At 27.5% G+C, this 21,442-nt stretch carries 26 protein-coding genes; 20 read left to right on the top strand and 6 right to left on the bottom strand.

What is annotated here, in order from left to right:
* Positions 1-2: 2 nt before the first annotated feature.
* The 4 genes from recF to dnaA form a co-directional block, all read right to left on the bottom strand.
* On the bottom strand, positions 3-1,106 hold the full coding sequence (gene recF, locus J2Z71_RS05465; protein WP_210060847.1) for a DNA replication/repair protein RecF: 1,104 nt from the start codon (positions 1,104-1,106) through the stop codon (positions 3-5).
* On the bottom strand, positions 1,106-1,312 hold the full coding sequence (gene yaaA, locus J2Z71_RS05460) for a S4 domain-containing protein YaaA (RefSeq protein ID WP_210060846.1): 207 nt from the start codon (positions 1,310-1,312) through the stop codon (positions 1,106-1,108). The genes recF and yaaA overlap by 1 nt, the downstream gene beginning before the upstream one ends.
* Positions 1,313-1,320: 8 nt before the next feature.
* Positions 1,321-2,418, bottom strand: coding sequence for a DNA polymerase III subunit beta (dnaN, locus tag J2Z71_RS05455; protein ID WP_210060845.1), 1,098 nt, complete (start codon positions 2,416-2,418; stop codon positions 1,321-1,323).
* A gap of 150 nt (positions 2,419-2,568) precedes the next feature.
* Positions 2,569-3,912 (bottom strand): chromosomal replication initiator protein DnaA, encoded by a 1,344-nt coding sequence (gene dnaA, locus J2Z71_RS05450; RefSeq protein WP_210060844.1) that lies wholly within the window; start codon positions 3,910-3,912, stop codon positions 2,569-2,571.
* A gap of 424 nt (positions 3,913-4,336) precedes the next feature.
* Here dnaA and rpmH point away from each other — a divergent pair, with 424 nt between their 5' ends.
* From rpmH to J2Z71_RS05365, 17 genes are all read left to right on the top strand, one after another.
* Entirely contained in the window at positions 4,337-4,471 is a 135-nt protein-coding gene (rpmH, locus tag J2Z71_RS05445) for a 50S ribosomal protein L34 (RefSeq protein WP_210060843.1), read from the top strand.
* A gap of 11 nt (positions 4,472-4,482) precedes the next feature.
* Positions 4,483-4,806, top strand: coding sequence for a ribonuclease P protein component (rnpA, locus tag J2Z71_RS05440; RefSeq protein ID WP_210060842.1), 324 nt, complete (start codon positions 4,483-4,485; stop codon positions 4,804-4,806).
* Between the two features lie 5 nt (positions 4,807-4,811).
* Positions 4,812-5,027, top strand: coding sequence for a membrane protein insertion efficiency factor YidD (gene yidD / locus J2Z71_RS05435; RefSeq protein WP_210060841.1), 216 nt, complete (start codon positions 4,812-4,814; stop codon positions 5,025-5,027).
* 15 nt (positions 5,028-5,042) lie between these two features.
* Positions 5,043-5,762, top strand: coding sequence for a YidC/Oxa1 family membrane protein insertase (locus J2Z71_RS05430; RefSeq protein WP_210060840.1), 720 nt, complete (start codon positions 5,043-5,045; stop codon positions 5,760-5,762).
* Positions 5,762-6,547, top strand: a complete 786-nt coding sequence (gene jag, locus J2Z71_RS05425; protein WP_210060839.1) for an RNA-binding cell elongation regulator Jag/EloR — start codon at positions 5,762-5,764, stop codon at positions 6,545-6,547. Before J2Z71_RS05430 ends, jag begins: the two co-directional genes overlap by 1 nt.
* Before the next feature lie 170 nt (positions 6,548-6,717).
* On the top strand, positions 6,718-8,097 hold the full coding sequence (gene mnmE / locus J2Z71_RS05420; protein ID WP_210060838.1) for a tRNA uridine-5-carboxymethylaminomethyl(34) synthesis GTPase MnmE: 1,380 nt from the start codon (positions 6,718-6,720) through the stop codon (positions 8,095-8,097).
* Between the two features lie 18 nt (positions 8,098-8,115).
* Positions 8,116-10,017, top strand: coding sequence for a tRNA uridine-5-carboxymethylaminomethyl(34) synthesis enzyme MnmG (mnmG, locus tag J2Z71_RS05415; RefSeq protein WP_210060837.1), 1,902 nt, complete (start codon positions 8,116-8,118; stop codon positions 10,015-10,017).
* A complete protein-coding gene (gene rsmG, locus J2Z71_RS05410) occupies positions 10,014-10,709 on the top strand; it encodes a 16S rRNA (guanine(527)-N(7))-methyltransferase RsmG (RefSeq protein ID WP_210060836.1) in 696 nt (231 codons plus the stop codon). Before mnmG ends, rsmG begins: the two co-directional genes overlap by 4 nt.
* Positions 10,710-10,815: 106 nt before the next feature.
* Positions 10,816-11,268: a MarR family winged helix-turn-helix transcriptional regulator gene (locus J2Z71_RS05405; RefSeq protein ID WP_210060835.1), complete on the top strand. Its 453-nt coding sequence runs from the start codon at positions 10,816-10,818 to the stop codon at positions 11,266-11,268.
* Positions 11,269-11,270: 2 nt separating this feature from the next.
* Entirely contained in the window at positions 11,271-11,789 is a 519-nt protein-coding gene (locus J2Z71_RS05400; RefSeq protein ID WP_210060834.1) for a GNAT family N-acetyltransferase, read from the top strand.
* Between the two features lie 2 nt (positions 11,790-11,791).
* Complete coding sequence (locus J2Z71_RS05395) at positions 11,792-12,496, top strand: B3/B4 domain-containing protein (protein ID WP_210060833.1); 705 nt, start codon at positions 11,792-11,794, stop codon at positions 12,494-12,496.
* 7 nt (positions 12,497-12,503) lie between these two features.
* On the top strand, positions 12,504-12,938 hold the full coding sequence (locus J2Z71_RS05390) for a GNAT family N-acetyltransferase (RefSeq protein WP_210060832.1): 435 nt from the start codon (positions 12,504-12,506) through the stop codon (positions 12,936-12,938).
* Positions 12,939-13,003: 65 nt separating this feature from the next.
* The gene (locus J2Z71_RS05385; RefSeq protein ID WP_210060831.1) at positions 13,004-13,309 is read left to right on the top strand and encodes a hypothetical protein; all 306 of its coding nucleotides are present in this window, start codon (positions 13,004-13,006) and stop codon (positions 13,307-13,309) included.
* 94 nt (positions 13,310-13,403) lie between these two features.
* Positions 13,404-14,165 (top strand): ParA family protein, encoded by a 762-nt coding sequence (locus J2Z71_RS05380; RefSeq protein ID WP_210060830.1) that lies wholly within the window; start codon positions 13,404-13,406, stop codon positions 14,163-14,165.
* A 13-nt stretch (positions 14,166-14,178) separates the two neighbouring features.
* Entirely contained in the window at positions 14,179-15,033 is an 855-nt protein-coding gene (locus tag J2Z71_RS05375; RefSeq protein WP_210060829.1) for a ParB/RepB/Spo0J family partition protein, read from the top strand.
* Positions 15,033-15,923: a PhzF family phenazine biosynthesis protein gene (locus J2Z71_RS05370; RefSeq protein WP_210060828.1), complete on the top strand. Its 891-nt coding sequence runs from the start codon at positions 15,033-15,035 to the stop codon at positions 15,921-15,923. Before J2Z71_RS05375 ends, J2Z71_RS05370 begins: the two co-directional genes overlap by 1 nt.
* An 11-nt stretch (positions 15,924-15,934) precedes the next feature.
* Complete coding sequence (locus tag J2Z71_RS05365; protein WP_210060827.1) at positions 15,935-16,351, top strand: hypothetical protein; 417 nt, start codon at positions 15,935-15,937, stop codon at positions 16,349-16,351.
* A 405-nt stretch (positions 16,352-16,756) separates the two neighbouring features.
* On the opposite strand, the gene J2Z71_RS05360 is transcribed toward J2Z71_RS05365, so the two are convergent.
* Entirely contained in the window at positions 16,757-17,092 is a 336-nt protein-coding gene (locus J2Z71_RS05360) for a phage holin family protein (RefSeq protein ID WP_210060826.1), read from the bottom strand.
* A 187-nt stretch (positions 17,093-17,279) separates the two neighbouring features.
* Positions 17,280-18,458: a carboxylate--amine ligase gene (locus J2Z71_RS05355; RefSeq protein ID WP_210060825.1), complete on the bottom strand. Its 1,179-nt coding sequence runs from the start codon at positions 18,456-18,458 to the stop codon at positions 17,280-17,282.
* 145 nt (positions 18,459-18,603) lie between these two features.
* Here J2Z71_RS05355 and tpx point away from each other — a divergent pair, with 145 nt between their 5' ends.
* The 3 genes from tpx (at position 18,604) to J2Z71_RS05340 (ending at position 20,863) form a co-directional block, all read left to right on the top strand.
* Complete coding sequence (gene tpx / locus J2Z71_RS05350) at positions 18,604-19,101, top strand: thiol peroxidase (RefSeq protein WP_210060824.1); 498 nt, start codon at positions 18,604-18,606, stop codon at positions 19,099-19,101.
* Positions 19,102-19,143: 42 nt separating this feature from the next.
* Positions 19,144-19,623, top strand: a complete 480-nt coding sequence (gene rlmH / locus J2Z71_RS05345) for a 23S rRNA (pseudouridine(1915)-N(3))-methyltransferase RlmH (protein WP_210060823.1) — start codon at positions 19,144-19,146, stop codon at positions 19,621-19,623.
* A 322-nt stretch (positions 19,624-19,945) separates the two neighbouring features.
* Positions 19,946-20,863, top strand: a complete 918-nt coding sequence (locus J2Z71_RS05340; protein ID WP_210060822.1) for an SMODS domain-containing nucleotidyltransferase — start codon at positions 19,946-19,948, stop codon at positions 20,861-20,863.
* Positions 20,864-21,442: the final 579 nt, after the last annotated feature.

Raw genomic sequence — 21,442 nt, 5'->3', positions numbered from 1 at the left:
TTTTAATCTCCTAATCTATTATATCTTTTTGTTATTTTGCTATTTTCAATTTCAAAAAAAGATCCCTCTAAATCCTTAAAATTTTCCTCATTTAAATCTGTTGATGTAATAAATGTCTGAACATTATTTAAACTATTAATTAAATATTTCGCACGATTTTTATCAAGTTCAGAAAAAACATCATCAAGTAATAATATAGGATCAGATTTTAAAATTCCCCTAATTAAATTTACCTCTGCTAGTTTTAAACTTAATACTACAGATCTAATCTCTCCTTGAGAACCATAGGATTTTACACTTAAATCCTCAATTTTAAAATCAAGATCATCTCTATGAGGTCCAATAGTCGTATATTTAAGTTCTAAATCTCTTTCTACAGCATTATCTAAATGTTTAAGAAATATTTTTTGCATTTCACTTTCATCAGATGATAGTGGTATTGTGCTTAAATAAGTTATCTTTAAGTTTTCACCACCTGATAAATTTTTAAAATGCATTTTACTATACTTTTCTAATATTTTAATAATATTAAGTCTAGTTCTTAAAATTTTAACACCTGTATCTGCAAGTTGAAAATTGTATATGTCTATAAGAGATCTATCTCTGCTTTTTTTAAGAAGCTTATTCCTCTCATATACTATTTTACGATATTTACTTAAATTATGCTCATAAATTGGATCAATTTTTGAAATTAAATTATCTAAATATTTTCTTCGCTCTTGAGGAGAAAATTTTATCATATTTAAATCTGATGGAGAAAATATTACAGATGCCATATCTCTTTTATAATTTTTTAAATTAAGCTCTTCTGAATTTAAGAAGTATCTATTTTTTTCATCTCTATTTAAAACAACTTTTAAGTCATCTTCATAGCCAAAATTATTTATGCTCCCTAAAAGTTCACTACTATTTTTGTTTAAATTTATTATTTCTTGATCTCTTGAAGTTCTAAAAGACTTTCCAACAGTTAATATATAAACAGCCTCAAGTAAATTAGTCTTTCCAATTGCATTTTTCCCAACTATTACATTTATTTTATCACAGGGGAAAAATTCTAAATAAGAATAATTTCTATAGTTAAAAAGCTTTAAATTTAAAAGTTTCATTATTCACCGACAATATAAACATTTCCATCAAATTCTACTTCGTCTTTTGGATATAGTTTTTTACCTCTTCTTGTTTCTATTTCTCCATTAACTTTTACAAGACCATCTTGTATTATCATTTTTGCTTCTCCGCCAGTTTGTGCAGCTGCACAAAGTTTTAGAAAAGAATCTAATTTTATAAATTTATCATTTATTTTTATTTCCATTTTATCACCTAATTTGCAAGTCTAACTGGAAGAACTAAATATATATAGCTATTATCATCAATTTCTCTTATTATAGTTGGATTTACAGAATCAGTAAAACTTAAAGTTATTTCATCTGATTCTAAATTTTTAAGTCCCTCAATAATATATTTTGAATTAAATGCTATATCAAGTTCTCCTCCCATAGTTTCAGCTGGAACTATTTCCATAGAACTACCTATTTCAGAATTTGATCTAATTTCAATTATATCTTCAGATACAGATAATTTTACAAGATTTGCACGGTCCTCTTTAGCTAAAAGACTTGCTCTTTCTAAGGAAGATTGAAAATCTGATTTTTTAACTTTAGAATTTATTTTATAATTATCTTTTATAAGTCCTTCATATTGGAAAAATTCAGATCCTAGTAAATTTGCATAAAAAATAGTATCACCAAGATCAAATTTTATAATATTTATTCCTATTTCAATATCTATATCTATTACATCATCTTCAATAATTTTTATTAAATCATTACAATTTCTAGCAGGAATAATTGCCTTAGTATTAATATTTGAATCAATACTTATTTTTTTAAGAGCCATTCTAAAACCATCAAGTGCTACAAAAGTAATTTTTGAATCTACTATATCCATTAAAACACCAGTAAGTGTTGCACGAGTTTCATCTAAAGAAACTGCAAAGGATGTTTTTCGAATTGCATCTTTAAAATCATTGGCATTTATCTTTAAGTTTTTTATATCTCCAAGATTTGGTAAATCTGGAAACTCTTCAGAATTTTGACATTGAATATTAAATTCAGAATTACTACATAAAATATTCATATTATAATTAGAAACTTCTATAGTTATTATATCATCTGGAAGTTTTCTTATAATATCTCCAAATAATCTTGAATTAACTACAATAGTTCCCTCTTCTTCAACTATTGCAGGAAAAGAAGTTTTAATAGCAGTTTCACTGTCAGTTGCAGTCAAAGTTATAATGTTGTGATTTGCAACAATTTTGATTCCTTCTAAAATTGGTAAAGTTGTTCTATTTGAAATAGCCTTTTGAACGATGGATATATGTTTTGCTATAGCTTTTTTATTTACTTTAAATTTCATTATTAGCTGCCTCCTATATAGTATATATAATTAATAATAGTAGTAGGGGCTGTTAGTTTGTGGATAAGTCCTTTTGACTTCTATTTATCAACACTTAAAGAAAATAATAACATGTTGATAAGTTTATAATAAGTCTAAAACTATTAACAGCTATTCTTTAATCTCTTTTATGAGATTATTAATTTTAATTTTAAAAGAAGTATCTTCATTCATATCATTTTCGATTTTATTATAGGCATGAATAACAGTTGAATGATCACGCCCTCCAAATTCTTCTCCAATTCTAGGAAGAGATAAATCAGTAAGTTCTCGAGTTATATACATAGCTATTTGTCTAGGATATGCAATAGCTCTAGTTCTTTTTTTAGAATTAATATCTTCTACTGATACTCTAAAGTTCTTAGAAATTACAGTTTTTATTAATTCTGGAGTTACAACCTTTTGTTTTTGCGGACTATATATGTCTTTTAGTACAATTGCAGCTGTTTCCTCATTTATTTCACCAGTAGTTAGCTTAGAATAAGCCATAACTCTTGATAATGCTCCTTCAAGCTCACGAATATTGCTTTTTACATTTTTAGCAATAAAATTAATTACATTATCAGGTACATCAAATCCCTCAGAATCGGCCTTTGATCTAAGTATAGCTATTCGTGTTTCAAGGTCTGGTGGTCCAATGTCTACTACAAGACCCCATGCAAATCTAGAAATAAGTCTTTCTTCTAAGGATTTAATTTCCTTAGGAGGTTTATCTGATGTTAAAACTATTTGTTTATTAGCTTCATGTAGATCATTAAAAGTATGGAAGAACTCTTCTTGAGTCCTGTCTTTATCAGCAATAAACTGAATATCATCTATTAATAATAAATCTACTTTTCTGTATTTATTTCTAAATTCCTCATTTTTATTAGTTTGAATTGAATTAATTAGTTCATTTGTAAATTGTTCACTAGTTACATATAAAACTTTTTTTGTTGGATCTTGTTGTAATATAAAATGTCCAATAGCCTGCATTAAATGAGTTTTTCCAAGGCCTACACCACCATATATAAATAGTGGATTTGAGTGTGCATCTGATGGATTTTCATAACTTTCAGCTACAGCAAGTGATGCTGCATGGGCAAATTCATTACTTTTACCTACAACAAAGGTTTCAAATACATATTTTGGGTTAAGTCTAGTATTTGGAAGATTGTGATCTTCTTTTTTTGGAATATAAATTTCATCATCATCTTCTGTTAAGATTACAGGTTCATATTCCTCTTTTACAACCTCTTTAATACATTTTCTAACACGACCTAGCTGTGCTGAATTATTTGATAGTCTTGTTCTCATAAATTCAATAGGTACAGTTATGTAAAATGTTTTATTCTCTTCATCTATTTGTTTTAGCTTCATATCTTTATACCAAGTATTAAAAGATATGGCAGACATGGACTGTTGTTCTAATTTATTTAATACTTCACCCCATATTAAGGATAGATCTTTAGCCATAAAAGCCTCCTTATCTAAAATTATCCACAATATTAAAAATAAAATAATTGTGAATAAAAAAATTTGTATAAAGTTATCAACATATGTTGACTCTTTGTGGATATTAATAATGGTACTTATAATTTAGTTAGTTATTGTGGATAAAAAATAGCTATAATATAGAAAATAGCTAAAAAGAACTAAAAAAATAGAGTTTATTAACAATTCATCAACAGAATGTGGATAACTCTATCTATAAACATCTAATTAAATAATTAACAGTCATTAAAATTTATCCACATATATTTTAACAAATAAAATCATACTTATCAACAAGCTATAAACAAAAAAATATCCTTTAACTATTGATTTTTCAATAAAATCTTGACAATAAGGCCACTTACCAATATAATTTTTATATCATATTAGAAAGAAGGTGAATTTAATGAAAAGAACTTACCAACCAAAAAATAAACAAAGAAAAAGAGAACATGGTTTCAGAGCTAGAATGAGAACTAAAGCTGGTAGAAATATAATTAAAGCTAGAAGAAGAAAGGGAAGAAAGATTCTTTCTGCATAATAATGAAGGACATGAAGGATTGTTATTTAAAGAAGAACATTGAATTTCAAAGGGTATATTCTGCAAAGCATATTACTGGAAACAGAACATTTACACTTTTTTATAAGAAAAACAACCTAGATTATCCTAGAATTGGATTTACTATTACTAAAAAAGTTGGAAATGCTGTTACAAGAAATAAAATTAAAAGAAGACTTAGAGAGATTAATAGAGAACACTTTTTAAAGTTAAAACCTGGCTATGACTATGTTTTAGTTGTTAAAAAAGTTGCTGTTGATTTATCTTATAAGGAACTTGAGAGCTCCTTTATTCATGTTATAAAAAGAGTAAGGTGATTTTTTTGAGAAAAGTTATGATGCTTTTAATAAGATTTTATCAAAAATTTATTTCAACATATATATTAGTAGGAGCTCGCTGCAGATTTACACCAACATGTTCACAATATTCTTATTTAGCCTATGAAAAATATGGTTTTTTTAAGGGAACTTATTTAACTATAAGAAGAATTTTAAAATGCCATCCTTTCCACGAGGGCGGATACGATCCTCTTCCTTAGATTTGGAGGAAATTAATGAGTGCTATTAGTAAAGTGCTAGGCTCATTTTTGAAATTGATCTATGATGTTCTTGTTGGTGCTTTTCCAACAGAACCAGAGAGCATATCTTTTTTTGCGCTTTCTATTATAGTTGCAACTATTGTTTTAAAGCTTGTAATTATACCGCTTAATGTTTCTCAAATTAAAAATCAGAAGAAAATGGCGGAACTGCAACCTGAAATGCAAAAACTTCAAAAAAAGTATAAAAATGATCCGCAAACTCTAGCTGCAAAGCAACAAAAATTATACAAAGATGCAAATTATAATATGCTAGCAGGATGTCTACCTATGATTATTCAAATGGTAGTTTTAATTGCTTTTTATAGGGTGTTTATTGATCCTACTAAATATGCTTTTACAAAAGATGCATTTTCTGCAATGAATAAAAACTTTTTCTTTATAAAAAGTCTAGAAGAAATTGACAAAACTATGGTATTGCCAATAGTAGCAGCTATTACAACATTTTTAGTATCCTTTGTTACTACTAAAAATCCAGCTAATGAAACTATGCAAAATCAACAATCTCAAGGTATGATGAATGGTATGATGATTTTTATGCCAATTATGATTCTTACTATGGGTAGAAGAATGCAATCAGCACTAGTTCTATATTGGACAGTTAGTAATATATTTACTATTATTCAACAGTTAATCTCTAACTATGTAGTTTCTAAAGGTGCGGAGGAAGTTAAATAATGAATTATGTAATAAAAGTAGCAAAAACTGTAGATGAAGCCGTAAGTGAGGCTCTTAAAGAGTTAAATATTACTAGAGATGAAGCAAAAATCGAAGTAATTGAAGAAGCATCTAAGGGTTTTTTAGGACTAATTGGAACTAAAGATGCTACTGTAAAAGTTTCTAAGGTTACTGATACTAAAGATCTTTTAGCTGAAATATTTAACGAAAAACTAGAATCAGAGAAGAGCCAAAATAAAGCTCAAGAAGTGAGCGATAAATTTGAAAACAACTCAAAAATAAGTGCTACTGAATCTAAAAAAACAAATGAAGAAGTAGATGATTTATCTATTTATGACATAACAGAAGAGTTCATGAGTAAAATAATGAAAACTTTAGATATAAAATATAGCTTAAATATTAAAAAAGAAAAGAATATTTTATCTGTTGAGATTTTAGGAAATGAACAAGAACTTGGTATAGTTATTGGTAAAAGAGGAGTTACTCTTGATGCTATACAATATATACTTAGTTTAATGATTAACAAAAACTCTAGTGAATATATTAGAGTTGTTGTAGATTCAAGTGGATACAGAAAGAAAAGAGAACATACTTTACAAGATCTTGCTAGAAAAATGGCTGCTAAAGCCCTTAGAACTTCTAGAGCTATAAGACTTGAACCTATGAATCCTCAAGAAAGAAAAATAATCCACGAAGCACTTCAAGATTATGACGGAGTATTTACTCATTCTGAAGGAAAAGATCCTTATAGAAGAGTTGTAATCCAAAAAGAGAGAGAATATTAAAAAACAGCGGATAATCCGCTGTTTTATTTTTTCAAAAAATACATATTATATAAAATACTACCAAATTACATAACTTTAATATAAAATGTTCCTAGGTATTTCTTACTATGGAAAATTAAGAACTTATAGTATAAAATTATACATTGAAATATATATAAAGGATGATAATTATGATAAATTCAGAGACTATTTCTGCAATTTCTACAGCAACTGGAGAAGCAGGAATTGGAATCGTAAGAATGAGTGGAGAAAATTCTATAAAAATAGCAAATGAAATTTTTAGACCTATGGGAAAATCCACTTTAATAGAAGCAGAAAATAGAAAATTAACTTATGGACATATTTATGATGGTGACAAACTTTTAGATGAAGTTTTAATTGTCAAAATGCTTGCTCCAAAAACATATACAAGAGAAGATATTGTTGAAATATACTGCCATGGTGGTATTATTTCTGTTAGAAATATTTTAAAACTTACTATTGAAAAGGGTGCAAGACTTGCTGAAGCTGGTGAGTTTACAAAAAGAGCCTTTTTAAATGGAAGACTAGATCTTACTCAGGCTGAGGCTGTAATAGATCTTATTAAATCAAAATCAGAAGTATCTTATGATATGAGTATTAAGCAACTTGAGGGATCTCTTTCTGGAAAAATCAATGAAATAAGAAATGAAGTTATGTCAATGGCAGCATTAATTGTTGCAAATATTGATTTTCCTGAAGATGAAATAGTTGAGGCAACTTATAAATCTCTTGAAAAAGATGCTAAAAATGTAATTAAAAGTTTAAATGAATTAATAGATAATTCAAGTCGTGGAAAATTACTTCGAGATGGTATAAATACTGTTATTCTTGGAAAGCCAAATGTTGGTAAAAGTTCTCTTTTAAATAGCTTACTTCGTGATGAAAGGGCTATTGTTACAGATATTCCAGGAACTACAAGAGATGTAATAACAGATTTTGTAAATCTTGATGGAATACTTCTTAAAATAACTGACACAGCAGGAATTCGTGAAACTCATGATGAAGTTGAAAGAATTGGTGTAAGTCGTGCTAAGGAAGCTATTAATGATAGTGATTTAATAATTGCAATTTTTGATGGATCTAAGTCTTTTACAGAGGAAGATAGAGAGATTATATCTTTAATAGAAAATAGAAAATCAATTATTTTATTAAATAAGGCAGATTTAGAAAGAAAAGTTTCAGATAGTGAAATAAAAGAACTTCTTGGAGATAAAAAATACTTTGATGTATCTATTCTTTCAGGTAAGGAAATAAAAACTATTGAAGATGAAATAAAAGAAATGTTCTTTAAGGGTGAAATTAAGGAATCCTCTGATGTATATGTAAATAATTTAAGACATATTACTGCTTTAAAAGAGGCAAAATCTGCAATGGATGAAGTATTAGTAGATATAGAACAAGAAATGTTTTTAGATCTTTTAGAGGTAAATCTTGAAGTTGCCCTTGCATCTCTTGGCGAAATTACAGGAGATACTACAACTGAAGATGTACTTGATAAAGTATTTAGCGAATTTTGTATTGGTAAGTAGAAAGTGGGAAGAAAATAGATGGCAAATGTAAGAGAATATAATGCCGGTGAGTATGAAGTTTTAGTAGTTGGAGCAGGTCATGCTGGAACTGAAGCTGCTCTTGCAGCAGCAAGAATGGGCAGAAAAACTTTATTATTATGTATAAATCTTGACTCAATTGTGGCAATGAGTTGTAATCCAAATGTTGGAGGAACTGGAAAGGGACATTTAGTTCGTGAAATAGATGCCCTTGGTGGAGAAATGGCAAGAAATATAGATAGAACTTTTATTCAATCTAGAATGCTAAATACTTCAAAAGGACCTGCAGTTCACTCATTAAGAGCACAAGCAGATAAAAGAAGATATCATGATGAGATGAAAAGGGTAGTAGAAAGACAAGAAAATCTTGATTTAAGACAAGGTGAAGCTGTTGAAATACTAACAAATGATGATAAAACTAAGGTAATTGGAGTAAAAACTAAAACTGGAGCAATTTATAAGTCTGAAAATATAGTTCTTGCAACAGGAACATATTTAAAAGGTAGAGTTTTTATGGGAGAAATCAACTATGAATCAGGACCAGATGGATTTCAACCAGCAAATGAACTTTCTAAATCACTAATGGATTTAGGGCTTGATCTTATGAGACTTAAAACAGGAACACCTGCAAGAGTTTTAAAATCTTCAATTAATTTTGAGGGAATGGAAGTTCAATCAGGAGATGAAAAAGTAGTTCCTTTTTCCTTTGACAATATAGAAAAAGAACTAGATGTAAAGCAAGTTGACTGTCATTTAACATATACAACTGAAGAATGTCATGAGATTATTCGTGAAAATATAAATCGTTCTGCACTATATCTTGGAGATATTGAAGGTGTAGGACCAAGGTATTGTCCATCAATAGAAGATAAAGTAATGAGATTTACAGATAAAAACAAACATCAAGTATTTATAGAGCCAGAAGGACTTTCTACTGATGAAATGTATATTCAAGGAGTATCATCATCACTTCCAGAAGAAGTTCAAATAGAGCTATATCACAAGGTTTTAGGACTTGAAAATTGTCATATTACAAGATCTGCTTATGCAATAGAATATGATGCAATAGATGCAACTGTCTTAAAGAGATCTCTTGAACATATGGAAATTGAAGGGCTTTTCTTTGCAGGACAAATAAATGGTTCATCAGGATATGAAGAAGCAGCAGGACAAGGACTTATTGCAGGAATAAATGCAGCTCTTAAATTTGAAAATAAAGAGCCTTTTGTACTAGATAGATCAGAAGCATATATAGGAGTTTTAATAGATGACCTTGTAACTAAGGGAACTCGTGAACCTTATAGAATGATGACTGCAAGAGCCGAATACAGACTTACTTTAAGACAAGATAATGCAGACATACGTCTTAGTGAAAAAGGACGTGAAATAGGCCTTGTAGATGATGAGAAGTATGAAAGATATCTATATAGAAAAGAAAATATAGAAAATGAACTAAAAAGACTTCAAGAAATAAGAATTACACCTACAAAAGAAAATAATGAAATAATTGAATCTCTTGGATCAAGTCCAATTAGAAATGTAGTTACACTTGAAGAATTAATTAGAAGACCTGAGTTTAACTATGAAATTGTAAAAGTTTTTGATCCTAATCGTAAAGAATTAAGAGCAGATATAGTTGAAGAAGTTGAAATTGAAATTAAATATGCAGGATATATTAAAAAACAAGGAATTCAAATAAATCAATTTAAAAAATTAGAAAAGAAAAAACTTGATATAAATATGGACTATAAAAAAATCTCTGGACTAAGACTTGAAGCACAAGAAAAATTAAATCAAATAAAGCCAGAATCAATAGGACAAGCTTCAAGAATTACAGGAGTTTCACCTGCAGATATTAATGTATTATTAATACATTTAGAACAATTAAGGAGAATGCAATGACACTTAAACAGTATATAGAGGACTTTGGACTTGAAGCAAAAAAAGTAGAAGAACTGCAAAAGTACAAAGAATTGCTACTTGAGTGGAACGAAAAAATCAATATAACTAGAATTACAGAAGAAGATGAAGTTTATGTAAAGCATTTTTTAGACTCATTATCACTATTTAAAACAAAATATCTAGATGGAAATAAATCTCTAATAGATATAGGGACAGGTGGAGGATTTCCAGGACTTGTGCTTAAAATTTACAATGAAGAGCTAGATGTAACACTTCTAGATTCATTAAATAAAAGACTAGTATTCTTAGATGAAGTAATAAATACATTAGAACTTGAAGATGTAAGAACAGTCCACGGAAGAGCTGAAGAACTTGGTAGAACTAATGAGTATAGAGAGCAATTTGACATAGCAACATCAAGAGCTGTTGCAAATCTATCTACACTTCTTGAATATGATTTACCCTTTGTAAAAGTTGGTGGATACTTTATATCAATGAAGGGACCAGAATATAAAGAAGAAATTGAAAATGCTAAATCTGCTTTAAAAGAACTTGGTGGAGAGCTTGAAGAAGTAGTAGAAATAAAACTTCCAATGGATATAACTCACTATTTATTAATAATTAAAAAAGTGGGAATGACACCAAAAAAATATCCAAGAGGTGGAGGAAAACCAAAAAGTAAACCACTATAATTAAATAGCCTTCGGGCTATTTTTTTGTGGAAAAATAGTTGCAAATACAACTAAATTATACTAATATATAATATATTGTTGCAAATACAACTAAAAGGGGGAAAAAATGGTAGAAATCCTTCGAGAAATTGGAATGATTGCAAGATCACTAGACTCAATTGCAAATATTGAATTTAAAGAATGTAATTTAACAAAGGGGCAGTACTTATATGTCATAAGGATTTATGAAAACTCAGGAATAATTCAAGAAGAACTATCAGATATGATAAAAGTAGATAAAACAACTATATCTCGAGCTGTTAAAAAGCTTGAAAAAGATGGATTTATTGAAAAAAAATCAGATGAAGAAAATAAAAAAATCAAAAGACTTTATGTCTCTAAAAAGGGAGAAGAAGTATATGATTTTATAAAAAGAGAAAATGATTATTCAAATGAAATTGCACTAAAAGGATTTAGTAAAAGAGAAGCAGAAGAAATTGAAAAATTACTTATAAAAGTTAGAAAAAATGTGGAAAAAGACTGGGAATATGTAAAAAAGGGAAATAAAAGAAAATATTAATTATGGAAAATATAAAAATAAAAGAATGTAAATTATCAGATATAGAAGAACTTCAAAAAATTAGCTACAAAACCTTTGATGAAACTTTTAGAAAATACAATAAAAAAGAAGATATAGACTTATATTTGAAAAATGCCTTTACAATTACAAAATTAAAAGGTGAAATTGAAAATAAATTTTCAAAATTCTATTTATTATATTTTAAAGATGAACTTGCAGCTTATTTAAAACTAAATATACTAGATGCTCAGTCTGAGCAAATAGATGAAAATGCCCTTGAAATAGAGCGGATTTATATACTTCAAAAATATCAAAAACACAGAATTGGAGAAATTTTAGTAAAATTTGCAGTAGAAAAGGCAAAAACTCTTAAAAAAGATAAAATCTGGCTTGGAGTATGGGAACACAATGAAAAAGCACTTAAATTTTATAAAAAAATAGATTTTAAAATTATATCCTCTCATGATTTTTATATGGGAGAGGACAGACAAAGAGATTATATAATGATAAAGGAGTTGTAAAAATGAGTAAATTTATAGCAGATGAAAGTTTTTTTGAAATATTTCCAGATGCAAAACTAGGAGTACTTTTAATTAAAAATATGGAAAATGGTGAATCACCAAATGAATTAAAAGACTTATTATTAAAATCAAATGAAGAAGCAGAAAAATTTATCACAAATCCGAAATTTAGTGACAATGAAATAATAAGAGAGTGGAGAGATGCCTACAAAAAATTTAAAACTAAGAAAAAGGCAAGATGCTCAATAGAAGCACTTTTAAAAAGAGTTGAAAAAGATAATATAGTAGGACCAATAAATGCACTTGTAGATATATATAATTCTGCATCACTTAAATTTGGACTTCCTTGTGGAGCTGAGGATATAGACTCCTTTGTAGGAGATTTAAGACTTACACTTACAGATGGTGGAGATGAGTTTTATGCAATAGGATCAGAAGAAAATGAGCCTACAAAAGAAGGTGAACTTTGCTACAAAGACGATCAAGGTGCAGTTTGTAGATGTTTTAACTGGCGTGATGGAACAAGAACTATGATAAATGATGATACAAAAAATACCTTTTTAATTATGGAAATTTTAAATGAAGAAAAACTAGAAACACTAAATGAAGCTCTAGATTTCATATCAGAACTTAGTGAAAAATACCTAAATGCAAATGTTGAAAAACATATAGTAGATAGGAAAAATAATGAAATTAATTTAAAATAGGTGAAAAATGAAAATTTATAATAAAAATTATAATGAACTTACAAAAGATGAATTATATAATATATTAAGACTTAGAAATCAAATATTTATAGTAGAGCAAAAGTGTTATTATGAAGATATAGATAATTTAGATAAAGATTCTATTCATATATTTAAAAAAGAAAATGATAATATAATTTCTTATTTGAGAATATTTAAAGAAGATGGAAATTATCATATGGGAAGAGTCCTTGTAAAAGAAGAAAATAGAAAAAATGGACTAAGTAGAAAACTACTTAAATATGCAATAGAGTATATATTTAATGAATTAAAAGAAGAAAAAATCATAATAGAAGCACAGGACTATCTAAAAGAATTTTACAAATCAATGGGATTTGTTGAAAAAAGTGAAGTTTATCTTTTAGATAATATTCCTCATTTAATAATGGAATTAAATAAATAATTTTAAAAATGCTCCACGTGGAGCATTTTTTTTTAGTGATATAATTAATAAATTAGGAGGATATTTTGGAAAGAGAAAAATTTAAAAAAGTTGTATTAGAATTAAAAGAAAGACTAGAGCTAGAAATTGGAACTAATCCTTTGACTAAAGAAGAGGGAATAAAGATAAATGGACTTGCTGGAGAATATGATATTTTATTTATTAGAGAAAATAGAGATGAGATAATTAAAACTCTAAAGAAATTAAATAGTGAAAAAATTAAAATAAATATTGAAATAAGTAAATCTGATTATGAAAAGCTTTCTAAAATATCGGAAAATTTAAATATTACAGTAGAAGAATTAATTATTAGAAAAATAAGCAAATTTTAATGCTCCACGTGGAGCATTTTTGCATTTTAGATTAAAACATCTTTTAAGTTGTATAAATTTCTGATATTATATTGAATAGAATAGGGGGCTTAAAATGGCTAAAGTTATTACTATTTTTAATCAAAAGGGTGGAGTTGGAAAGACTACAACTGTTGTAAATCTTGCTTCTGCTCTTGCAAACTCAAAAAAGAAAGTCCTTGTAATAGACTTAGATCCTCAGGCAAATGCAACTAGTGGGCTTGGAATTGATAAAGAACAAGAACACAATGTATATGATTTATTAATTAATGGAAATAAAGATACTATTTTAAATACAGAAAATAAGAAATTAGATCTAATACCATCAAATGGAGATCTTGCAGGTATTGAAATTGAACTTTCTCGTGAAAATAATTGGCAATATAGACTTAAGGAGTCAATTGAAGATATTAAGGCGAATTATGATTATTGTCTAATAGATTCACCTCCATCACTAGGAGTTTTATCAATGATTGCACTTGTGGCATCAGATAGTATTATTATTCCTGTGCAATGCGAGTATTACGCTCTAGAAGGTGTAGGACAGCTAATGAGCACTATATCTTTAATCAGAGATACTTTTAATAGTGATTTACAAGTTGAAGGTGTTGTACTTTGTATGTATGATGGAAGGACAAACCTTTCAATACAAGTTGCAGATGAAGTAAAGGGATTTTTTGAAGATAAAGTATATAAAACTGTAATTCCAAGAAATGTAAGACTTGCTGAAGCGCCAAGTTTTGGTATGAGCATATTTGAATATGATCCAAATTCTAAAGGTGCAAAGGCTTACTTAAGTTTAGCAAAGGAAGTAATCAAAAGAGATAAGAAATCTTGAAAGAGGTTATAAAATGGCGAAGAAAAAAGGTCTTGGTAGAGGTATAACAAATTTTATTAAAGATTCTGAAAAAGTTGAAGAAATTTTAAATGATACAAAAAAAGATGAGCTTCAAAGTATTTCTATAGATAGAATACAGGTAAATGAAGAACAAGCTAGAAAAATATTTGATGAAGAAAAAATTAAAGAATTATCAGAATCTATAAAGGAATATGGTATTCTTCAACCATTAGTACTTAGAAAAGATAAAGATGTATTTACGATTATAGCTGGAGAAAGAAGATATAGAGCTGCAAAAGAAGCAGGGCTTAAAGAAGTTCCTGTTTTAATAAAAGATGTATCTAAGGAAGATGCAGATAAGATTTCACTTATAGAAAATATTCAAAGACAAGATTTAAATCCAATTGAAGAAGCTTTAGGATATAAGTCTATAATGCAGGAGTATTCTCTAACACAAGAAGAACTTGCATCTGCAATAGGTAAGAGCAGACAATATATTGGAAATACAATTAGAGTCTTAAAACTTGATAAAAGAGTTATTGATTTTTTAAAAGATGAGCTTTTAACAATGTCACATGCAAAACTTTTACTTTCTATTAAAGATAAAGATATGCAATATAATGAGGCGCTAAGGATTATAAAAAGTGGTTCTTCTGTAAAAGATACAGAAAAAAGACTTAATAAAAATAATAAAACAGAAGAAGAACTTGATATTTTTATGGAAGAGGCAAGAAAGAATCTTTCAGATGCCCTTGGTACAAAGGTTTTGTTTAAAGGTAGTGGAAAAGTTAAAAAAATTGAAATTGAATACTACTCAGAAGAAGACCTTAGTAGAATATGTGACACTATAATAAGAGGTGAAATTTAATGCAATATTATAATATGTATCTTGCAAATGCCTTTACAGATAAAGCTTTTAATGGAAATGCAACAGGGATAGTTATATCAGCAGGTAGAATGAGCGATGAAGAAATGCAAAATGTTGCAAAGGATTTAAATCAATCAGTAACTGTTTTTGTAAGAAGACTTGATATAGGATTATATGCAACTAGATTTTTTAGAACAGATAGAGAAATAAAATTATGTGGTCATGCAACTATTGCTACATTTTTTGCTCTTTCAGAAAATGAATATATTCAAAAAATAGACAATGGTATAGTAAAAATTAATCAACTTACACAACTTGGAAAAATTCCTGTAGAAATTGAGTATAAAAACTCAAAAGTAAAAAGAGTAAATATGATTTTAAATGTAAGGAATTTAGATAAGGAAATAAGCGATGAAAGAATTTTAGAGGCCATTGGTATTAAAGAAGAAGATTTAGGCCTAAATGGAGCTATATTAAAGCCGAAAAAAATCTCAACTGGTGGATCAGATATAGTTATTCCAGTAAAGTCTGTTGAGATACTTGAAAAAATTAAAATAAATTATGACAAAGTTTTAGAACTTTCAAAAGAAGAAGACATAATAAGTTTTCAAGTATTTACAATAGAAGAAAATAAAGAAGAAGCTCATATTCGTCAAAGAACATTTTCTCCATCAATTGGAGTTGAAGAAGAAGCAGGATCTGGTACTTCAACTGGCGCTACCTTATACTATATAAATAAATTTGTATCAAAAGAAACAAAGAAAATAAAATCAGTTCAAGGAATAGAACTTGGACGAAAATCCTGTCTATGTGCAGAGATTATTGACGAAAACACTGTAAAAGTTGGAGGAATAGCCTTTGTATTTATGAATGGAGTATTAAATATATAGGAAGTGAGATTTTGAGCAGAAGAAATCAATCAAAAGGTAAAAATAAGTTATTTATAACTGTATTTTTTATACTGCTATTGTTTTTATCTTACAAAGTAATAGGAAAGAGAAATAAAATATTAGATCTAAACAATAAGAAAATATCCTATGTAGAAATTATAAAATTTGAAAATAATACTATGAAAACTATTAATGACAAGGCAAAAGTCAAAAAAATCATAGGATCACTAAATAGAATAAGTGCAGAAGAAGTCCAAAAAGACACATTAGAAAGTGATAGTTTAGATTTTATAAATATATATGATAAGACATTTAAGAGAAAAGAAATAGCTAGAGATGGCTGTTTTATCAGAATAGATACGAAATGGTATAAAATGAGTAAAAATGGATCAGACATATTTGATTCAATTTTAAAAGAATACAGTTAATTGTGGATAAAAAATTAAATAAAGTTATAAACAAGTAAGAAGTAGAAATACTTCTTCTTTTTTTGTGGATAAAATTCTTAAAAAACTTATCAACAGTGGATAAATGATATATTTCACTATATGAAAACTACTCCCTTAATTTATAGTAAAAATTTAGAGCAAATAAATATATAAAATTAGAATGGTTATATATTAAAATTTAATGTAATATAGATAGATAATAAAAGGAAATAAACATAGAAAAAATTCTATATTCTAAGAAATCTGAGTTTAAAATATTAAACTTACAAAAATCTGTAAAAATTTCAAAAAAGCATGAAAGACTAAAAGATGATGTGTAGAATTGCAACACATAAAAGTATTAAAATACAAATAAAAAAATGCTCCACGTGGAGCATTTAATGATTATTTCTTAAAAACATTTTTATTTCCAGGTATTAAAGCATCTACAATGCCGATTACAAAAGCTCCGATTAAAGAACCTATAATACTAGCAGAAAAACCATCTACAATTCTTCCTGTTAAATAAATAATAATTGCAGCAGTTATAAAACCAACAGTTCCACGACCAGCAGGGGAGGCTTTTATTCCTAAAAACTTATTTATAGCCCAATCTAATACACCAATTACAATAGAGGCCATAATTGCTGCTGAATAATTTGTAACTTGCATTGGGCTAAAAAAAGCTGCTATTGAAATTGCGATTGCACTGACTAAAATTTTAATTATTAATTGAATCATAATATCCCTCCTTGTAAAAATATTTATATCCAAGAATGTAAATGTTAAAACATCTAGAAAAAAAGGGAGTAACAAATGGGCTAAATAAAGATTTAAATACAGAAGTAATATATGACTATTAATATTGTAAAAAACTCTCTTAAAAGGCCTACAATAAAAAAAGAGCTTAATAAATAAGCTCTTAATACTATCTTCCTGTAAACTTATGTGTAAGAGCCCAGAAGAAAAATCCAAGTCCTGGTTTTGGATCGTCCCAAGCCCAAGTGGAATTTACTTTTTTAAATCTATAATCTTTAAATATTTCTTTCCATGACATTTGACCAACTTTTATATATTGTCTTATAGCGGATATATCTTCGTATTTATATTTCCAATATACATCACGATTTACACTTATCTTTGGTCCGGAAAAATCCTCTCCAATAGAATCTAAGAAATACATCATAGGAGTATTCATTCCCATATGTGCTTGAAGTTCTGTAAAGTTTACAAATCTTACATTTACCTCAACTAAATAAATATTTCCTGTAATCTCATCTTTTTTAAGTTCAACTTCAGCAAATCCACGATATTTAATAGATTTAAATAGTGGTACGCAAATATCATAAAGTTCTGGAATATAATTTTGTCTTGCATAGGTACTTGCTCCAAAATTAATAGGCCATTGACGAATTTTATTAGTAGTCATATAGCTTACTACATTTTGATTTTTGTCCATATATACATCAAAGGAGTAACAATTTGTCTCTGGTCCTTTTACTATTCTTTGAACGAAGACATCTTGATTATCTCTTTTACACATTTCAATTTTATCTCTTAATTCTTCTTCACTATTTATAAATAATACCTTTGCTCTATATTTATTTACAAAGGGCATTGAATCACGAGGCTTAACAATACACGGATATCCTAGTTCTTCTGTAACTCTAGTATATAAATTATCCTCATTCATATCTATAATCTCTGGAGTTTTTATGCCAAGAGGCTCTGTAAATTGAAGAAGAGATTGCTTATCCATTAAAGTTTTATATAGACCTTTGATTTCATTAGGCCATAGATAATATTCCTTTAATTTGTCAAAATTATCTTCCATAAATTCAACATAAAGATCCGCTGTAGGAAATAAAACAGGTTTATAAGCTTGCTTTTTTGCATAATTTATTAAAAATTCTACACATTCTTCCTCTTCTTCTTTATAGTGAGGAGCAATTAGTCTTTCAATAGCATATTTAGAAGCGCCATATCTAGTATTTTCATCATAATCAACAGTTGTTACAGAAACTCCTGCACGTCCTAAGTTTCTAACAACAGAAAGTCCGATATAGTAATTTGTACCAAGAACTACTGCTTTGTGCTTATATTTCATTGTATTTTTCACATCCTAATTAAATAATACATTTATTATATCATTATTTAAGGAAAAAAAGTTTCTAAAGTTAACAATTTGGATATAAACTAATATAGGCTTAGAATTAGTAATAATATTTTAACAATTTAGGAGGAATAATAATATGAATATAACATTCGGTGGAAATAAAGTAACACTTGCAGGTAAAGAAATTAAAGTAGGAGATAAAGCTCCAGAATTTGTAGCAGTTAAAAATGACTTATCAGTTTTTGACTCAAAAGAAAATGAAGGAAAAGTTGTAGTTTATTCAGTAGCACCATCAATAGACACTCCTGTATGTTCACTTCAAACAAGAACATTTAACGAAGAAGCAGCAGAATTAAGAGATGATATTGCAATAGTAACTATTACAGTTGATCTTCCTTTTGCACAAGCAAGATTCTGTGCTAATGAAGGAATAGACAAAACTATAATCGTTTCAGACTATAAAGACCACGATTTTGGTACAAAATATGGATTCTTAATGAATGAAAATCACCTACTAGCTAGAGGAATTGTAGTAGTAGATAAAGAGGGAATAGTACAATATGTTGAGTATGTTCCTGAAGTTACTAATGAAGTAAACTTTGAAAAAGCTTTAGAAAAAGTTAAATCTCTTTAATGAAACTTGCAATAATACAAAATAAGTGTTATAAAATGTAACATGAATATTAATATAATTGCAGTAGGAAGAGTAAAAGAAAAGTATATTTTAAATGGAATTGCAGAATTTAAAAAAAGACTTACACCTCATGCTAAGATAAATATAATAGAAGTATCTGATGAAGCAGCTCCAGAAAACTTATCAAATAGTGAAATGGAAATGGTAAAGGCAAAAGAGGGAGAAAAAATCCTTAAAAAAATTAAAGATCAAGATTATGTAATAACTCTTGAAATAAAAGGTAAAAATTTAAGTTCAGAAGATTTTGCAAAGAAAATTGAAAATATACAACTAAATGGAAAATCAACTATAGACTTTGTAATTGGAGGCTCACTTGGACTTTCAGAAGAAGTGATGAAAAGATCAAACTTTGCACTTTCTTTTTCTGATATGACATTTCCTCATCAATTAATGAGGCTAATACTTATAGAGCAGATTTATAGAGCTTTTAGAATAATTAATAATTTTCCATATCATAAGTAATATAAACTTGTGAAATTAAAAAGAATGTTTTAAAGGTGTTAAATCAACACATTTTAAAATAAAAGAATATATACTTTTAAAATAAACCGATAATATAATGAAAAAATAAAAAGGATTATTGGGTATATAGGATTGTAGAACAATGTTTTACAAAAATAACAACTATTAACATAAAAAGAGCGCATATTAATGCGCTTTTTTTATGCCCTTATTTATAATATAAAGAATATAAGTTTAAAATAAGAAATATTATTATATAATATTAACTAGATAGAAAGATACAAATATAATGTGTTTTTAACATTTAGAATAGGAGAATAAAATGAACTGTGGAGTTTTTTTTGAAAAGTTTTATTCAAATTTAATTACAAGCAAAAAACATCACATAGAAATAAAAAATAATCTAGAACAAATAACAGAAATTATAAATTTTGAATATTGGAATAAAAAATCAAGTTCTCTACATTCTATAATAGTAGATTCTTATGCAATAAGTACAAACCTAGACGATAAGAATATAAATGTATTAGTAGAACTTCCTTGGTATATGCACAAGAGATATAGTCTATATGGTGGCAATGGTCCGCTTGCTCTATTAGATGATGTAAATAAAAAGTTTAGAAAGTTTTTAAAGTCTTCTATTACATTAGATTGTAGAAAGATAAAAATAGATTTTGAAGAAGATATTTCATTTAAAGTTATTCCAGTATTTTTAAATGAAGATGGATCTTATACCTATCCAGATCCAATAGCAGGTGGGAGCTTTAAAGCAACTAATCCTAGAAGATCAATTTACTTATTTAATAAACTAGATAAACAGATGAATGGGAATTTAAAGATATTTGTTAAAATGATAAAAATTTGGAATGAAAATTGGAATCTTGATTTAGAAGAAGCATTAATAGATGCAATTGTATATGAGTTTTTTGAGGATTACAAAATAGGAAGTGTAAAAAACTTCATGTCCTATGATTGGTACACAAGAGATTTCTTTGAGTATATGATAGAAAAAGGACCAGATTACTATTGGTATATACCAGGAACAGATGATGGTGTAATGCCAAAGAGTCCATATCTATTATTAAAGGCATTAAAAAAATCTCTAGTTCTTGCAGAAGAAGCAATGGAACTTCAATTAAAAGACTATAAACTACTATCTCGAGACAAATGGATAGAGATATATGGTGAGATATTTGCAAGAGAAAAACCACTAAGCATAAATGGAGAAGAAATAATATAGATAAAAAGAGTCTTATAGCAAGGCTCTTTTTTATTTATAAATAGATCTATATATTAGAAGGAAAGTGAAAAAACATAAACTATATATAAATAGTAGAAATTAAGTTTGAAAGACAAAACATTGGGCATACATACTACATATAGATGGATTATCTATTTATATAGTAAGTCTATATATAGTATGTGGTGAGAAATGGCTTAAAATACAGAATATCTATGAAATAAAAATAAATTACAAAAAAATTGAAAAAGTTCTTGCCAAAAGCTACTATACGTTGTAAACTAAATAAGTTGTCTAAACAAGATAACAAAAATTGTTAAAACTTAATAAAAACATCTTAAAAAAGTTCTTGACAACAAGTCTTAAAAGATGTATACTAAATAAGTTGTCTTAAGTAAAACTTGAGTGACAAATATAAAAAAACAATAAAAAATAACTTGAAAAAAAGTTCTTGACAAAAGACTTTGAAAGTTATATAATATTGAAGTCGCTAAAACAGAAGGCGACAAAAAATAACCTTGATAATTAAATAGTGTAAGAGAATAAACGAATAAACACATAGCAAATATAAAGCTTAGC

The sequence above is a fragment of the Peptoniphilus stercorisuis genome (assembly GCF_017874395.1).
GTDB lineage: Bacteria > Bacillota > Clostridia > Tissierellales > Peptoniphilaceae > Anaerosphaera > Anaerosphaera stercorisuis.
This window is presented reverse-complemented; position numbering and strand designations above follow the sequence as displayed.

What these genes read in the sequence shown, in the direction of transcription:
- recF (WP_210060847.1), bottom strand. Translation starts at nt 1,106, where the DNA reads ATGAAACTTTTAAATTTAAAGCTTTTTAACTATAGAAATTATTCTTAT.
- yaaA (WP_210060846.1), bottom strand. Translation starts at nt 1,312, where the DNA reads ATGGAAATAAAAATAAATGATAAATTTATAAAATTAGATTCTTTTCTA.
- dnaN (WP_210060845.1), bottom strand. Translation starts at nt 2,418, where the DNA reads ATGAAATTTAAAGTAAATAAAAAAGCTATAGCAAAACATATATCCATC.
- dnaA (WP_210060844.1), bottom strand. Translation starts at nt 3,912, where the DNA reads ATGGCTAAAGATCTATCCTTAATATGGGGTGAAGTATTAAATAAATTA.
- rpmH (WP_210060843.1), top strand. Translation starts at nt 4,337, where the DNA reads ATGAAAAGAACTTACCAACCAAAAAATAAACAAAGAAAAAGAGAACAT.
- rnpA (WP_210060842.1), top strand. Translation starts at nt 4,483, where the DNA reads ATGAAGGATTGTTATTTAAAGAAGAACATTGAATTTCAAAGGGTATAT.
- J2Z71_RS05430 (WP_210060840.1), top strand. Translation starts at nt 5,043, where the DNA reads ATGAGTGCTATTAGTAAAGTGCTAGGCTCATTTTTGAAATTGATCTAT.
- jag (WP_210060839.1), top strand. Translation starts at nt 5,762, where the DNA reads ATGAATTATGTAATAAAAGTAGCAAAAACTGTAGATGAAGCCGTAAGT.
- mnmE (WP_210060838.1), top strand. Translation starts at nt 6,718, where the DNA reads ATGATAAATTCAGAGACTATTTCTGCAATTTCTACAGCAACTGGAGAA.
- mnmG (WP_210060837.1), top strand. Translation starts at nt 8,116, where the DNA reads ATGGCAAATGTAAGAGAATATAATGCCGGTGAGTATGAAGTTTTAGTA.
- rsmG (WP_210060836.1), top strand. Translation starts at nt 10,014, where the DNA reads ATGACACTTAAACAGTATATAGAGGACTTTGGACTTGAAGCAAAAAAA.
- J2Z71_RS05405 (WP_210060835.1), top strand. Translation starts at nt 10,816, where the DNA reads ATGGTAGAAATCCTTCGAGAAATTGGAATGATTGCAAGATCACTAGAC.
- J2Z71_RS05400 (WP_210060834.1), top strand. Translation starts at nt 11,271, where the DNA reads ATGGAAAATATAAAAATAAAAGAATGTAAATTATCAGATATAGAAGAA.
- J2Z71_RS05395 (WP_210060833.1), top strand. Translation starts at nt 11,792, where the DNA reads ATGAGTAAATTTATAGCAGATGAAAGTTTTTTTGAAATATTTCCAGAT.
- J2Z71_RS05390 (WP_210060832.1), top strand. Translation starts at nt 12,504, where the DNA reads ATGAAAATTTATAATAAAAATTATAATGAACTTACAAAAGATGAATTA.
- J2Z71_RS05380 (WP_210060830.1), top strand. Translation starts at nt 13,404, where the DNA reads ATGGCTAAAGTTATTACTATTTTTAATCAAAAGGGTGGAGTTGGAAAG.
- J2Z71_RS05375 (WP_210060829.1), top strand. Translation starts at nt 14,179, where the DNA reads ATGGCGAAGAAAAAAGGTCTTGGTAGAGGTATAACAAATTTTATTAAA.
- J2Z71_RS05370 (WP_210060828.1), top strand. Translation starts at nt 15,033, where the DNA reads ATGCAATATTATAATATGTATCTTGCAAATGCCTTTACAGATAAAGCT.
- J2Z71_RS05360 (WP_210060826.1), bottom strand. Translation starts at nt 17,092, where the DNA reads ATGATTCAATTAATAATTAAAATTTTAGTCAGTGCAATCGCAATTTCA.
- J2Z71_RS05355 (WP_210060825.1), bottom strand. Translation starts at nt 18,458, where the DNA reads ATGAAATATAAGCACAAAGCAGTAGTTCTTGGTACAAATTACTATATC.
- tpx (WP_210060824.1), top strand. Translation starts at nt 18,604, where the DNA reads ATGAATATAACATTCGGTGGAAATAAAGTAACACTTGCAGGTAAAGAA.
- rlmH (WP_210060823.1), top strand. Translation starts at nt 19,144, where the DNA reads ATGAATATTAATATAATTGCAGTAGGAAGAGTAAAAGAAAAGTATATT.
- J2Z71_RS05340 (WP_210060822.1), top strand. Translation starts at nt 19,946, where the DNA reads ATGAACTGTGGAGTTTTTTTTGAAAAGTTTTATTCAAATTTAATTACA.